Here is a 15,885-nt window from a genome sequence, read left to right on the forward strand (position 1 = left end):
AGCCACGCTCATTAATGCATGTTCTACCTCTTCACCTATTACTTGCTCTCCAAAGGCTGAAATATAATGCTTGATACGACCTGTAACAATAATGCGGTAGGGATCTTTGGAGACAAATTTAATTGTATCGCCTATACTATATCCCCATAGCCCGGCGCTGGTGTTCATGATCAGGACATAGTTTCTATCCAATTCCACATTTTTAATGTTGATGCGGGTTGGGTTTTCGTTAAAGTATTCATCAGATGGAATGAACTCGTAAAAGATCCCCGAATCAACTAAAAGAAGCAGACCTTTTTCCTTTTGCGAATCCTGGAAGGCAATAAAGCCTTCGGAAGCCGGATAAGTCTCGATCGAATCGATCTTAAAACCGATACTTTCTTCCATACGGGCACGGTATGGTTCATAGTTTACCCCGCCATAAACATAAAGGCTAAAATTTGGAAAAATGTCTTTTACCTTTTTACCGCCGGCTTTGGCCGAAAGCCTGTCGAAATACATCTGGCACCAGGGTGGGATCCCGCTGATGAGGCGCATATCTTCATTGAAAGTTTCCTCTACAATGGCATCAACCTTTTGTTCCCAATCTTCAATGCAATTGGTTTCATAACTTGGCAACCTGTTTTTTTGCAGATAGGCAGGAACGTGATGGGCAACTATACCCGAAAGCCTGCCTGTTGACACGCCATATTTTTCGGCTAAGGTCGGGCTGCCCTGCAGGAATATCATTTTGCCATCCACAAAGTCGGCTTTACCGGTTTCGTGGATGTAGCTTAGTAAGGCGTTACGTGCTGCTTTGATATGCTCAGGCATGCTCTCTTTGGAAATAGGGATATATTTTACTCCCGACGTTGTACCCGATGTTTTAGCCAGGTAAGCAGGTTTGCCGGGCCAAAGCACATTTTCCTCGCCGTTAACTACACGATCAATATAAGGGCGGAGGTCTTCGTAATCATGTACAGGAACGAGGCGCTTAAAATCCTCGTAATTATTAATCTGTTCAAACTGATGATCTTTACCGAAGCTGGTGTTTTTGGCTGCATGAACCAGATCTGTAAAAACTTTTTGCTGTAACGAGACAGCGTTTTTACGCACCTTATTTAGCTCGCGGTTAACGAAAGCGGCGAATACCTTACTTAATGCAGATTTAAGTCCCATTTTAATTGGTTTCGGATAGGTCGTCGTCTACATCCTGGTGGCTGTAAACCAGTTTGCGATAAGTAACCATAATTATCACTTGTGTAAAGGGAAATACAATTACAAACCAAAAATAAAATGCAAACCTGAAAACCAGCCCTTCTTTATTTTCATCAAAACCAAGTAAGCTTATAAAGGCTATTACGGGAATAAGTACAATAGCCATTATGAATATAATAAAGGCAAATACCCCCAGGGTTTTAAAGAAATTATCTTTGGTGATCTCAAAACTTTGACGCAGCGATTCGATTGGCGAGGAATCGTCATCCACAATAAAACAGATACAAAAAATACTGCGTAAGCTGATGTAGAGCACAAGGAGCAGCTCTATTGCCTCAATAAGACTATCGAAACCAATAGTCCGTTTACCCAAAACATAAAAGAAAACGAGAATGGCCACCAAAATGCCTGTTAAAAAGCCTATGATCACAAAATTGAGCGTCATTTTAAAGGATGGCAGGATATCCTTAAATTCAAATTCGTAATACTCCTTGTCCATTAGCGTCAGGATCAGTTTATAAAAACTTAGTCCTATAAAACACTGTACGATCATCTGCAACATCAAAAAAATGAATTGGGTGAGCATATCATCTGAGAAGAAGATGAACGTTTTTAAAAACTCAAGAAATTCATTTACGAATAGTGATATAGCTGAATAAACCACCAACGGCACAAAATTCTTCTTTAAAATATTCCATGCGGTTTTGATGGTTTCCGCTACAGAAAAAGGGTGGTACATATTGCTTATGATCTACTTAAAACTTTCCGCTTCCAAAAATCCTGTATAAATCCTAACCCGTAGGCAATAAGTTGTGTGAAGGCAGCTATAATGCTCAAAAATGCGATTTTTAACGATTTATTTTTCCACCAGGCATGGAAAAATATTAACAAAGTGAAAATCAGCAGTATAAAATTACCTACAGGTGCTAATACAGAACCAAACAGGTTTAGAATAACAGTCAGGATAACGCCCACTGTAAAAGCAGCCGGAAAAAAATGAACCAGCTTTAATTCCTGCGGAAAAAACTTGGATATGTTGATGCGCGCCCTGCCAAAAAAGTGCAGCTGCTTATAAAACTGGTAAAAGTTAGTACGTCGCTTATGGAAAACAATGGCATCGGGGATGAGCCCAATTTTAAAACCCAGCGAATGGATGCGGATGCTGTATTCTATATCTTCGCCCAGGCGGGTAATGATAAAACCACCTGCTTTTTCCCAGGCTTGCCTGGAAACACCCATGTTAAAGCTACGCGGATGAAACTGACCGATTCCCTTTTTATTACCGCGGATGCCGCCCGTAGTAAAGGGAGAGGTCATGGAATAACTGATGGCTTTTTGGGTAGGTGTAAAAGAGTCGTGTGCACCATCTGGCCCGCCATAGGCATCAAGATAATTTGCAGCCAGCGAGTTATTTACAGTCTCCAAATAGGCAGGAGGGATCAAACAATCCGAATCGAAAATTACAAAATAGTCGCCTTTAGCACGCTCAAAACCAAAGTTGCGGGTAAAGCCCTGGCCTTCGTTCTGCTTTTTAAAATAGCGCAGGTTAAGCTTATCGGCGAATGTATTTACTATGGCTTCAGCATCATTTACAGAACCATCCTCAATAACCAGCACCTCAAAATCCCTGTACGTTTGCAGGGTTAAGGTTTCCAGCAGTTCTTTGATCTCCTGCGGGCGGTTATATAAAGGGATAATGATGGAAAAAAACATGTTTTGTAGATAGATGTGCAAATTTCAAATGTGCAAATGAGCAGATTGTTTTAACAATGCCAGATGATTTCTATTGTTTTCATCTGCACATCCGAAATCTGCATATCTGCACATTCAATTAAATTGTTTCCTCAATTTGGTAATGGTTGCGTTCGCTTGCGCTGCGCGATACCAATTCGGCGACAAAGCCGGTCAAAAATAATTGGGAACCTAATATAATGGCAACCAACGCTATGTAAAACAGCGGGTTTGTAGTTACATCCCTATATTTTAGGTTATGTGCTATATTATATAGTTTTTCGCTGATGATCCAAATGGTTATAAAAAAACCTGTAAAAAAGCTCAATGTGCCCAGCAAGCCAAAAAAGTGCATAGGGCGCTTGCCAAATTTACCCACAAAAAATATCGAAAGCAGGTCGAGAAAACCATTGATGAACCTGCTTAAGCCAAACTTGGTTTTTCCGTATTTACGGGGACGATGCTCTACAACCTGTTCGCCAATTTTGGTGAAACCTGCCCATTTGGCCAGGACCGGGATATAACGGTGCATTTCGCCATAAATTTCAATGTTTTTAACCACTACGCCGCGATAGGCTTTTAAACCGCAATTAAAGTCGTGCAGGTTATTTATTCCACTCATTTTGCGGGTAGCGGCGTTGAATAGCTTGGTTGGAATAGTTTTGCTTAGCGGGTCGTGCCTTTTAGCTTTCCATCCCGAAACGAGGTCGTATTTTTCTTCGGTTATGCGGCGATAAAGTTCTGGGATCTCATCAGGGCTATCCTGCAGGTCGGCATCCATGGTGATCACCACGTTACCTTTAGCCGCAATAAAGCCGGTATTTAAGGCTGCAGATTTACCGTAATTACGCCTGAACTTAATGCCTTTAATAAAAGGATTCCCCGTTTGCAGCTTTCTGATCATTTCCCATGATCCATCCTTGCTGCCATCGTCAACCAAAATTATTTCGTATGTAAAACGGTTTTCGTCCATTACCCGGCTAATCCATGAGGTTAATTCGGGTAACGATTCTACTTCATCGTAAAGAGGTACTACAACTGATATATCCATTTATCGGGAATGCGATCAACGGCTGTACATGCCGCAAATCATCCGCAAAAATATAAAAAATAGGGAATGGTTTGCAACAATGTATCGATGTGAGGTTAGCCAAACAGTTTATTCATTATTGCTATAAAAAAAGCGACGGATACTACGTAACCAAGCAATTACGTTTCAACTCAAATATATTTTAATATCTTTCCCTCACAATTAAAGCACAATTAATGAAATTCTACAAAGCCGCATTGTTATTGGTTTTAGGCTTTTATGCCGGTGAAGTAAATGCACAAAATGCAGATCAGCCAGCCCCTAAGTATGATCAGCACAAAGTATTTAACCCCATGTTTTATCCTGAAAGAGGAGGCGAGTTCAGGTCGGCCAGTGGCGCGCCAGGCGCAAAATACTGGCAAAACCGTGCCGATTATAAGCTTGATGTTACGCTTGATACCGTTAAACACAGGGTGGAAGGCAGTACTTTAATTACTTACACCAATAACAGTCCGGACGCATTAGGCTTTTTGTGGCTCCAGGTTGATCAGAATATATACAAGGAAGATTCACGGGCCGAAGCTACAAGCAATGTTTCGGGTGGCAGGTTCGCAAATAAATCTTATACAAAAGGGGCGGAAATTAAATCGGTTTATATTATCAATAAAGGCAAAACCATTAAAGCCGATTACCTGATAACCGATACCCGGATGCAGATCAAGCTGAAAGATTCGTTACGCGCGGCCGGGAGTAAATTGCAGATCAGGATAGATTACGGTTTCGACGTTCCTGAATATGGTACCGACAGGATGGGGCGCCAGCACACCAAAAACGGCTGGATCTATGAAATTGCGCAGTGGTACCCGCGCATGGAAGTTTATGACGATGTAACCGGATGGAACACGATACCATACCTCGGCGCAAGCGAGTTTTACCTGGAGTATGGTAATTTTGATTATACCATTACCGCACCCGCAAGTTTAGTTGTGGCAGGATCCGGCGAGTTGCTTAATCCTGTCGAAGTGTTATCGACAACTACAATAAACCGTTTGGCCGAAGCTCGTAAAAGCGATAAAACAGTTACCATTAAGGATTCAACGGATATTTTAAAAAATAATGATTACCCGAAGAAGCCAACCCTTACCTGGCATTTCTTTTGCAAAAATGCCCGTGACGTGGCCTGGGCTGCCTCAAAAGCATTTATCTGGGATGCAGCAAGGATCAATTTGCCAAGCGGTAAAAAAGCGCTGGCACAATCTGTTTACCCGGTGGAAGCAAAAGGTAATAACTCTTATGGCCGCTCAACCGAGTATGTTAAGGCCGCTATTGAATTGTATAGCGATAAATGGTTTGAGTACACTTACCCGGTTGCTACTAATGTGGCAGGCATAGTGGGAGGGATGGAATACCCGGGGATCGTATTTTGCGGTTCAAATAATCAAAACGGAGGCTTGTGGGAGGTTACTAACCATGAGTTTGGCCATAACTGGTTCCCGATGATTGTTGGCTCAAACGAGCGTAAATACGCCTGGATGGATGAGGGCTTTAATACGTTCCTGAATAATGTTGATACCAAGGTATTTAACAAAGGCGAATATTATGAAAAGCCTGATCAACAAAAAAGTGCCGGCTATTTATTTGCCCCAGGTGCAGAAGCGATTATGAACGTGCCTGATGTGATACAAGAGGATTTTTTAGCCGTTGCTGCTTATGAAAAACCGGCTTTAGGATTAACTATTTTACGCGAACAGATCTTAGGCGAAGAGCGTTTTGATTACGCTTTTAAAACTTACATCAAACGCTGGGCTTTTAAACACCCAACTCCGTGGGACTTTTTTCATACAATGGATAATGCTGCAGGAGAGGACCTGAGTTGGTTTTGGAACGAATGGTTTTTTACCACCTGGAAACTTGACCAGGGCATAAAGGATATTTCATACACTGACAACGATGCTTCCAAAGGAGCTATGATCACCATTGAAAACCTGGAAGAAATGGCGCTGCCGGTAACTATATCCATCAAGGAAGAGAATGGGAAGACCGGCACCGTAAAACTTCCGGCAGAGATCTGGCAAAGGGGCGATACCTGGACATTCCCATACAAATCAACTTCGAAAATAGCTTATGCGACTATCGATCCTGATCATACCCTGCCTGATATTAATCCCGAAAATAATTCATACAGCGGATTACCGATACCGCAGGGCACAACTGCAGGCAGTGTTATCAAAGCATATTTAGATGCTATTGGCGGGGCTGATAAGCTAAAGAACGTTCGTGACCTGCAAACATCGGCAACAGGTAATATACAAGGCGCTGAAGTGCAGTTGGTAACCCGGTACAAAATGCCTGATAAGTATTACCAGGAAGCAGTGGTGCCTTCATACAATAACCTGGTGGTATCTCACGTAACCCTCAATGGCGATAGTATAAAGGCCAAGCAGGTTAACAGGGATGTACAGCTTGATGATGCCGCTAAAAAAATGATCCGGCTGAAAAGCCGCCCGTTCCCTGAGCTTGATTATGAGCGGATAAACCAAAATATGACCTTACAGCCGATATTACGTGTTGTAAACGGAGATCTCGCTTACCAGGTTGATGTTAATATAGGAAGCGAAATTCATGTCCATAATTATTACAGCCAAAAAACAGGATTAAAGCTTAAACAAACTATTGAGGGGGCAAATGACCTGTCTGTTGAATTTGGTAACTATGAAGGCATAAACGGAGGTATAAAAATTCCGTTCTCTATAAAAACTACGCTTGTTGGGCAGCCAATTGAGTTTAAGGTTAAGGAAACCTCGGTTAATTCGAACCCATCAAACGAAGCCTTTAAATAGGCTTAGTTAGCATAAGCAAAACGGGGTATTCTTATTTCCGCATAAATTGGAAATAAGAATACCCCGATTTTGTTTTCGACGCGTCAATTCCTTAATAAATCATCGAATAAAATTTTGAAAATGCTATGATGCTAAATGCTATTTAAAATTCTATTTTTGTACCCACAAAATGAGGGTCACTTTGTAGGTGACCGTTTAAACGTAATTTTATTAAACTTTAAATCATAGTTGTAGATGATTAACATTACACTTCCTGATGGATCCGTTCGTCAGTATGACAAAGGGATCTCTTCGATGCAAATCGCCCAGTCGATTTCAGAAGGTTTAGCCCGTAACGTATTAGCGGCCGAAGTTGACGGCCAGGTTTGGGATGCAAGCCGCCCTATTGAGCAGGACGCCCACGTTAAATTATTAACTTGGAACGATGCCGACGGCAAATCAACTTTCTGGCATTCATCAGCCCACTTAATGGCCGAGGCTTTGGAAGCCCTTTATCCGGGTACTAAATTTGGTATCGGTCCGGCAATTGAAACCGGTTTTTATTACGATGTTGACTTTGGCGACAAGGTTTTATCTTCTGACGAGTTTAAGCAGATCGAGGATAAAATGATCGAGCTTGCTAAAACCAAAGAGGAATACATCCGTAAACCCGTGAGCAAGGCCGATGCTATTGAATATTTTACTGAAAAAGGTGACGAGTATAAGCTGGACCTGATTAAGGACCTGCCTGATGGTGCTATTACTTTCTATTCGCAAGGAAATTTTACTGATCTGTGCCGCGGACCTCATATCCCTAACACAGGTTTTATAAAAGCGGTTAAGCTCATGAGCCTTGCCGGTGCATACTGGCGCGGTGACGAAACACGCAAGCAATTAACCCGTATATACGGTGTTACTTTCCCTAAAGCCAGCGAGCTTACTGAGTACCTGCACATAATCGAAGAAGCTAAAAAGCGCGATCACCGCAAATTGGGTAAGGAGTTGGAGTTGTTTGCTTTTTCTGAAAAAGTAGGTATGGGTTTGCCATTGTGGTTGCCTAAAGGAACTGCTTTGCGCGAGCGCCTCGTGAACTTTTTGCAAAAGGCACAAGTTAAAGCCGGATACGAGCAGGTGATTACTCCGCATATCGGTCATAAAAACCTTTATGTAACATCAGGCCATTATGAAAAATATGGTGCCGACTCGTTCCAGCCGATAAAAACACCGCAGGAAGGTGAGGAGTTTTTCCTGAAACCGATGAACTGCCCGCATCACTGCGAGATCTATAAAACAAAACCACGTTCGTACAAAGACCTGCCGGTACGTTTTGCTGAATTTGGTACTGTGTACCGTTATGAGCAAAGCGGTGAATTACATGGTTTAACACGGGTACGTGGCTTTACTCAGGATGATGCCCACTTATTTTGCCGCCCGGATCAGGTGAAAGATGAATTTAAAAAAGTGATTGACCTGGTGCTGTATGTGTTTAAAGCTTTGGGCTTTGAAAATTATACTGCGCAGGTGTCATTACGTGATCCTGAAAACAAGGCAAAATACATCGGTACAGATGAAAACTGGGCATTAGCCGAAAGCGCGATCATTGAGGCTGCTGCCGAAAAAGGATTGACTACCGTTGTAGAATTAGGCGAGGCTGCGTTTTACGGCCCTAAGCTTGACTTTATGGTGAAAGATGCCCTTGGCCGTAAATGGCAATTAGGTACTATCCAGGTAGATTATAACCTGCCTGAGCGTTTTGAACTGGAATACACTGGCAGCGATAATCAAAAGCACCGTCCGGTAATGATCCATAGGGCACCGTTTGGTTCGATGGAGCGCTTTATTGCGGTATTAATTGAGCATTGTGCAGGTAATTTCCCGCTGTGGTTATCACCCGAACAGTTCATTATACTGCCCATATCAGAAAAATACGAAGAATATGCAAAAAAAGTTTCTGATATATTAAAAGATTCCGATATTTGCGGGCTAATCGACTTCAGGGACGAGAAAATAGGCAGAAAGATACGAGATGCTGAAGTCAAAAAAATCCCTTACATGCTGGTTGTGGGTGAGAAAGAGGCTGCCGAAGGGTTGGTTTCTGTACGTAAGCACGGTACCGGTGATTTGGGAAGTATGAGCATTGAAGATTTTAAAGAACAGATAACTAAAGAAATAACAGTATAACTTGGCATTAAACAAACCTTTCAATAGAGGACCAAGGCTTCCTTTTAAGAAAAAAGAAGCCGAACACAACATAAACCAATTCATTAGGGCTCAGGAAGTTCGCCTTGTAGGTGACAACGTTGAGCAGGGAGTTTACTCATTAAGAGATGCCCTTGCCATTGCGCAGGAGCAGGAACTGGATCTGGTTGAAATATCTCCAAACGCCGTACCGCCGGTTTGTAAAGTAACTGACTATAATAAGTTTATTTACGAGCAGAAGAAAAAGCTTAAAGAGATAAAAAGCAATGCCAAGCAAACGGTTATTAAAGAGATCCGTTTCGGACCGAACACTGATGACCATGACTTTGAGTTTAAATTAAAGCATGCTATTAAGTTTTTGGAAGCCGGCGAAAAGGTAAGGGCTTACGTACACTTTAAAGGTCGTGCCATTGTTTACAAAGAACAAGGTGAGATTTTATTACTTCGTTTTGCGCAGGCATTAGAAGAAGTAGGTAAAGTGGAGCAATTACCTAAGCTTGAAGGAAAAAGGATGTTTTTAACCCTTGCACCAAAGGCAGCTAAGAAATAATGAAAATGTGCAGATGTGCAAATTAAAAATGTGCAGATGCTGAAAATAAAACGTTGAGAAACGTTAATATCTAACACAAATAAATAGAGTTATGCCAAAAATGAAAACCAATTCCAGTGCTAAAAAGCGCTTCAAGCTTACTGGAACAGGTAAAATCGCAAGAAAGAACGCATACAAAAGCCACATCTTAACCAAGATGTCGACAAAACGTAAGCGTGCCCTTGGTCAAACCAGCTTAGTATCTGATGCCGACATGGGTAACGTAAAACGTATGCTTTGTATCGGAAAGTAATTCACAAATTTTAAAACCAGGTATTAGAGTTTTAAGTCCGGCACACGAGATGCAGGCACTCACTACCAAAAATCAAACAAGATGCCACGTTCAGTTAACGCAGTAGCGTCGAGAAGACGCAGGAAAAGGATCATGAACCTCGCCAAAGGTTATTGGGGTTCACGTAGCAAGGTTTACACCATTGCAAAAAACACAGTTGAAAAAGGTTTACAGTACGCTTACCGTGACCGTAAAACCAAAAAGAGAGAGTTCAGAGCTTTATGGATCCAACGTATCAACGCTGGTGCCCGTCAGCACGGAATTTCTTACTCTCAGTTAATGGGTAAATTAGCCGCTAAAGAAATTGGCTTAAACCGTAAGGTATTAGCTGATTTAGCGATGAACAACCCAGATGCTTTCAAAGCAGTTGTTGATGCAGTAAAATAATATCGCATTATAAATGCAAGAAAAAGGCCGCAATTTGCGGCCTTTTTTTGTTTTAATAGCATAAGGTAGTTAAATTGCATACTGTTTTATTACATGACTACATCAAACCAGGAGCCTCAACCTATCTTATCCAATTTGCTGCGCAACAATTATTATTACTCTTTAAATGGGTTTCGCGGTATTTCGATTATCCTGGTAATATTTTATCACCTTCAGCTATCTGATAATTATTTTTATACTACAATATTTAACGGCGGGTTAGGGGTAAATATCTTTTTTGTAATTAGTGGCTTTTTAATTACAAGTTTATGCCTAAAGGAAAAAGAAACAACAGGAAATTTATCGCTAAAAAGTTTTTATATAAGGCGTTTTCTGCGGATTTTTCCTTTGGCTTATCTATATATTGGAGTTGTATTTTTATTAAACCATTTCTATAACTTAAATATTTCATGGATTCAATTTGCAGGTTCCGCATTGTATCTAATGAACCTTAGCTATTTCAGAAGTCATGATTTTACTTATTACTTCAGTCATTATTGGTCGTTATCAGTTGAGGAGCAATTTTATCTTCTCTTTCCTTTTGTTTTAAAGATTAACAGAACTGTATTTTATTACATTATAATATGTATTGTAGTTGCACTGCCTTTGTTATGTACAGTGCAACAATTTGTGCCGGCATTAAATAGTGGCACCATCTATGGGTTTACTCATTATTTCATTAAGTTTCAATCAATAGCAGTCGGGTGCCTTTTTTCGTTGATGGGCAATAACGGAAGTTTGGACCGAAATTGGCTCAAACAAAGAAAAATAGCAGGCAATATTTCAGCTATAGCGTTGATGTTTTTGTTAAGGTTCGACGAATTTTACACATTAAGGTCGTTGTATGTAAATTTGCTCATTTCGTTAATTACGGGTTACTTAATCATAAGTAATATTATACCTGCCAACGACTGGATTTTTAAATTATTGAATAATAAATTACTATCATTTATCGGCATACTATCATATGGAATATACATATGGCAGCAATTATTTACAGGACATGATCCTAAAATGCCATTAAATATCTTCCCTTACAATGTTTGGTGTTTAATCATTATTCCTTTGTTATCGTATTACTTTTATGAGCGATATTTTCTTAAGCTGAAATCAAAGTTTAAAAAAACAGATGAGGTATAAAAGCTTTTACGGGATTGTAAACACCTACAATTGATATTTTTTGATGATTATTTAATTATAATCACCTCGGTAAATTCATCAGCGTCATTATTGATATCCATATACTGCTTAAAATTCAGGATGTCTTTATCAACCATATTTTTGAATACAGGGTTTAGTATTTTAGCTATGCCTGCGCCAACACCGCCTGCCGGTGGCTGATAGCTGATCACCACATCAACAATGGTACCTTCCCCGTCAACAGTATCCTGAAAGCGTACTTTACCGGCATTATTGATCATGGAATCAGACAGTGAGCTCCAGCCAATCATTTCATTAGGTTCGTCATGAACAATTTCGGCATGCCAGCTAACCGTAGCTACATTTTTAGGCAGCTTTAATACCCAATGCGAATATTTTGAGTCGATGACCTCCACGCTTTCCAGGTGTTTCATAAACAACGGTAGATTATCCAGCTTACGCCAAAACTCATATACTTTTTCCCTCGGTTTGTTTACAATGAACGACGAGCGGATATTTACATTTATGGGATTGGTTGATAGCTTGCCAATGCGTTTGTAAAGTTCACAATGCCCGGTGATGCCCCGGTTTAACAGGTAACCACCGGCACCTATTTTTACGATGCTTGCAAAGGGGTTTTTAAAAATATTTTTAAAGCCCGAAAAACCGAGTTTCATACCACCAGCAATGGAGCTAAAGCGCTCGGGCCAATTCAAGTTTATGCGGTCATCACCATAAAGTACAGGGAAGTTGTCGGTATATTTTACTATTGTAGTTGCCATAGGTTTTTAAATAGTTGTCGATTTTAAAACACCTTTATGGCTACTAAGTTTTCCTGAAGTGAATTTTATTGCTTTTTGCTATAGGTGAATTTAAATTTAGTTAAATCTGGCAGGCTTTTTTTAGGGCGATTTAATTCATATTGATATATCATCCGGCCAAGGCTTTTCAGGAATGGCAGACATACAGTAGCATATTCATATTTATTATCGTTCAGTATCCCATCTTCATTTGATTGCACAACGGCGCTGAGTATAAACTCCACTTTGTTTTTGAAATCTACGATATAGGCATTGTCGATATCGTAACCATAACTGTCACCAACTTTATTAAAGATCCTGATATCGGGATTAATAACTGCAGTACTGTCTCCACCATAAAATAAGAATTTGCAATAAGCCGGGAAATATTCTGGCCGGTTATAAGTAGGTTTAGTGTTTTCGGTAGGGAAGGTGCTCATGTAACGGTAAATGAAGCGATAGTCATCCTGCTTTAAATTAAAGCGCTGTGCTTTCGGGAAAGTTTCGGGGAACAGCAATCGTTTAAGCACCATTTGCTGATCGGCAAGGGAATAAACGTTCTTTTCCGAAAAGTCAAGCGGTTTGTTAACCAGGCGGTCGCTGCTATCTAAATAAGCTTTGCCTTGCAGCATATTCCCCAGGTGCATAGGATAATTCAAAGCATCGTACAACTCTGGTTTATGGTAAACCAGTTTGTCATCCTCATAAAAATCGGCAGGATTGGTGTGCCTTGTACTCTCACCAGCATCGCCGATGGCTAACCTGCCTACAATGCGGGTATTATTAAGATGGTATTTCTTAAGCTTTTGATTGATCTCCGCCCGGCCTACAAATTCATATAGCCGGTTATAGGCATCGTTATCGCTTACCAGCAGGATCTTTTTGATATAGTTTTCGATACTTGGCAATCCTGTTGCAGATGATGTATCTGTCCTGACTTTAGTTTGACCGGCAAATGCGCTGTCGGTAATCATAACCGATTTTCGGCTTAAGCCTTTTGCCTTTAGCTCGTTTAGTTTTTCAAGCGCGAATATGGCTGTAGGAAGCTTTACGGTACTTGCAGGATAAAAATAATGATTAGCATTAAGGCGATAACTGTATGAAGTAAAATGGGGAATATTGTTTTTATCCCTGTCTATCCGGGTATATAAAATTTGAACTTCGTTTTGTGTGGGATGCTTCAGAATACCCGAAAATAGTTCCGGATGGTTATTTAGTAGCCCTTTAAGAAAACCAGTGTCCGGCTGCTGCGCAAATCCGCAAAAGGCACTCATCATCAATAATAAAATGCAAAAATGTTTCATCCTGATAAATATAGCTATGTAGTTTGAGGTTAACGGATACTTATTGTACTTTTGCAGCGCTTTAGGTTTCATTAAAATTGTTTAATGAATTAAAAGGGAATACGGTGTAAATCCGTAACTGTCCCGCAGCTGTAAGCTCCGTAACCGTTGCCAAATCTATAAAGTCACTTTCTGTAAACAGGAGGGAAGGCCAGGCAAAAGGGGAGTAAGTCAGAAGACCTGCCAAGGCATTATATGTTATTCATAGCTTTCGGGGATTGAAGCTTGAATGTGAATGCTCTTCAATTGGCGTGTTTTCATTTTACTCATTTCCGTGTATGCTATTCAGGCTGCATTATTATTTTACACATATCAATCATACATGGAAAAAAAGTACGCTAAAATTACTTTGGGTTTCGGCTTGTTAGCAGTTGGTTTATCGGCCAATGCAGCATATGCACAGGATACCACACGCACATTAAATACGGTGGTAGTAACTGCAAGCCGTTCGCCTAAAAAACTGTCAGATATTGGTCGCGTTGTTACTATCATCTCTGCCGATGAGATCAATAAATCGCAGGGTAAATCATTGCCTCAATTATTAAATAATGTTGCAGGCATAACATTTTCAGGAGCAAACAATGCGCCGGGCATCAGTACTTCGGTTTTCCTACGCGGGGCGTCATCGGGCAATACCCTTATCCTTGTTGATGGCTTCCCGGTAAACAATGCATCCGGCATTGATGGCAGTTATGATCTGAATGCCTTTTCGGTAGATTTGATAGATCATATCGAAATTTTAAAAGGAAGCGGTTCAACACTGTATGGTTCTGACGCTGTAGCCGGTGTTATCAACATCATCACCAAAAAAGCTAAAGAGCAGGGATTGACAGGTGGTTTGCAGCTAATGGGCGGCAGCTACAATACGTTTAAAGAATCGGCTTCATTAATTGGGCAGGTAAAAAATACAGGCGTAGCCATTAACCTGTCAAATACCGATTCAAAAGGTTTTTCAGCAGCTACGGATACCACAGGCAAAGGCGGTTTTAAGAAAGATGGATTTCATCAACGCTCTGCCAGTGTAAACCTGAGCCAAAACATATCATCTAAATTTATCCTGAACGGAAATTTACAGGTAAGCCATAATACCGGCGATCTGCCATATGCTGCTTATATAAGTGATAATGATTACACTTATAAAAATACATTTTTATTTGGCGGTGTAGGTGCAAAATGGATCTTGCCCAAAGGTAACCTCAACGTAAACCTATCACAAAATACAGTTCAAAATGATTTCAATAACCTAACATCAGATAATGATGGAACACACCAGGTTACAAAAAACACCGGCCGTATAACCAATGCCGAAGCTGTGTTTTACTATGAATTGAATAAGTATTTGGATATCACCAGTGGCGCAGGCTTTAAATACAGCAATACAAGTCAATACAGCCTGTATGAGTCAACAGCTTATCCGGGAGTGCCGAGCATTATCAAAGCGGGTGATGCTGCTAATAACATATTTAGCGCTTATACTTCGCTGTTTTTTAAATACGATATCTTCCATATGGAGTTAGGCGGCAGGTATAACAACCATAGCAAATATGGCGACAAGTTTACCTACACTATCAACCCTTCACTGTTCCTTGCTGATCAGTTTAAAGTCTTTGGTACAATAGCTTCAGCATTCAGGTCACCTTCGTTGTATCAATTGTTTTCAGAATATGGCAATCCTAAATTAAACCCCGAGATCACCACATCATACGAAGCTGGTTTTGATTGGGAAATTGTTAAAAATACGTTATCGTTTAACACACAATTCTTTAAACGCAATGCCAAAGATGTTATCTACTTTAAAAACCTGTCTGCCCCACCTTATGGCCAGTATACAAACGGTCAACAGCAAAAAGATAAAGGCTTTGAAACTGAGTTGAAATATCACAACAATAAAATACACGCGTCTGCTTATTATGCTTATGTAACAGGTAAGCTTACTGATGAAACCGGTCTACAAACCAACAACCTTTATCGCAGGCCTAAGAGCACTTTAGGTGCTAATATTAGCTACAATGTTTTGAACGATTTTCAGGTAGGCGTCAACTATAAGTATACAGGAAACCGTACTGATCTGGCTTTTATAAACTTTAAATCAAGTGTGGTTACGTTGAAACATTATAACCTGGTAGATTTGCATTTGGAATACAAAGCAACCAAAAACTTAAATGTTTTTGGCGACCTTAACAATGTTTTGGATACTAAGTACGTAGACTGGTTGGGATATAACACACGCGGTATCAACTTCATGCTCGGTGCCAGGTATCAATTTAAATAGCGTTTGCTTATTGTTCGGATTATTAAGTAATTTTACGCCATATATAA

General features: G+C 40.4%; 13 protein-coding genes and 1 riboswitch. Of the genes, 7 read left to right on the forward strand and 6 right to left on the reverse strand.

All coding sequences use genetic code 11. From position 1 onward, the window contains the following. The 4 genes from VF500_RS24325 to VF500_RS24340 form a co-directional block, all read right to left on the reverse strand. Window positions 1-1,158: GH3 family domain-containing protein (locus VF500_RS24325; protein ID WP_330862156.1), on the reverse strand; the 1,158-nt coding region annotated here is incomplete at its 3' end. A 1-nt stretch (window position 1,159) separates the two neighbouring features. Continuing rightward, window positions 1,160-1,936: a glycerophosphoryl diester phosphodiesterase membrane domain-containing protein gene (locus VF500_RS24330; RefSeq protein ID WP_330862157.1), complete on the reverse strand. Its 777-nt coding sequence runs from the start codon at window positions 1,934-1,936 to the stop codon at window positions 1,160-1,162. A gap of 5 nt (window positions 1,937-1,941) precedes the next feature. Continuing rightward, on the reverse strand, window positions 1,942-2,910 hold the full coding sequence (locus tag VF500_RS24335) for a glycosyltransferase (protein ID WP_330862158.1): 969 nt from the start codon (window positions 2,908-2,910) through the stop codon (window positions 1,942-1,944). A 118-nt stretch (window positions 2,911-3,028) separates the two neighbouring features. Next, a complete protein-coding gene (locus tag VF500_RS24340; RefSeq protein WP_330862159.1) occupies window positions 3,029-3,979 on the reverse strand; it encodes a glycosyltransferase family 2 protein in 951 nt (316 codons plus the stop codon). Between the two features lie 215 nt (window positions 3,980-4,194). Here VF500_RS24340 and VF500_RS24345 point away from each other — a divergent pair, with 215 nt between their 5' ends. The 6 genes from VF500_RS24345 to VF500_RS24370 all read left to right on the forward strand — a co-directional run bounded on the left by VF500_RS24345 (window position 4,195) and on the right by VF500_RS24370 (window position 11,423). Continuing rightward, entirely contained in the window at window positions 4,195-6,798 is a 2,604-nt protein-coding gene (locus VF500_RS24345; RefSeq protein WP_330862160.1) for a M1 family metallopeptidase, read from the forward strand. 234 nt (window positions 6,799-7,032) lie between these two features. After that, window positions 7,033-8,958, forward strand: a complete 1,926-nt coding sequence (gene thrS, locus VF500_RS24350; RefSeq protein ID WP_330862161.1) for a threonine--tRNA ligase — start codon at window positions 7,033-7,035, stop codon at window positions 8,956-8,958. Window position 8,959: 1 nt separating this feature from the next. Beyond that, entirely contained in the window at window positions 8,960-9,526 is a 567-nt protein-coding gene (gene infC, locus VF500_RS24355; protein WP_090525629.1) for a translation initiation factor IF-3, read from the forward strand. 91 nt (window positions 9,527-9,617) lie between these two features. Further along, on the forward strand, window positions 9,618-9,818 hold the full coding sequence (rpmI, locus tag VF500_RS24360; RefSeq protein ID WP_090525627.1) for a 50S ribosomal protein L35: 201 nt from the start codon (window positions 9,618-9,620) through the stop codon (window positions 9,816-9,818). Between the two features lie 81 nt (window positions 9,819-9,899). Beyond that, the gene (gene rplT, locus VF500_RS24365) at window positions 9,900-10,244 is read left to right on the forward strand and encodes a 50S ribosomal protein L20 (protein ID WP_022829871.1); all 345 of its coding nucleotides are present in this window, start codon (window positions 9,900-9,902) and stop codon (window positions 10,242-10,244) included. 93 nt (window positions 10,245-10,337) lie between these two features. Beyond that, window positions 10,338-11,423: an acyltransferase gene (locus tag VF500_RS24370; RefSeq protein ID WP_330862162.1), complete on the forward strand. Its 1,086-nt coding sequence runs from the start codon at window positions 10,338-10,340 to the stop codon at window positions 11,421-11,423. Window positions 11,424-11,470: 47 nt separating this feature from the next. Here the strand turns inward: VF500_RS24370 and VF500_RS24375 are convergent, their stop codons facing one another. Continuing rightward, window positions 11,471-12,205, reverse strand: coding sequence for an SRPBCC family protein (locus VF500_RS24375; protein ID WP_330862163.1), 735 nt, complete (start codon window positions 12,203-12,205; stop codon window positions 11,471-11,473). A gap of 65 nt (window positions 12,206-12,270) precedes the next feature. Continuing rightward, a complete protein-coding gene (locus VF500_RS24380) occupies window positions 12,271-13,599 on the reverse strand; it encodes a serine hydrolase (RefSeq protein WP_330862164.1) in 1,329 nt (442 codons plus the stop codon). Then, window positions 13,573-13,768, forward strand: a riboswitch (cobalamin riboswitch). It overlaps the preceding gene by 27 nt. 120 nt (window positions 13,769-13,888) lie before the next feature. Between VF500_RS24380 and VF500_RS24385 the strand changes: the two genes are divergently transcribed. Continuing rightward, window positions 13,889-15,838 (forward strand): TonB-dependent receptor plug domain-containing protein, encoded by a 1,950-nt coding sequence (locus VF500_RS24385; protein WP_330862165.1) that lies wholly within the window; start codon window positions 13,889-13,891, stop codon window positions 15,836-15,838. The last annotated feature ends 47 nt before the right edge of the window (window positions 15,839-15,885 follow it).

The organism is Mucilaginibacter sp. (genome assembly GCF_036383575.1).
Taxonomy (GTDB): Bacteria; Bacteroidota; Bacteroidia; order Sphingobacteriales; family Sphingobacteriaceae; genus Mucilaginibacter.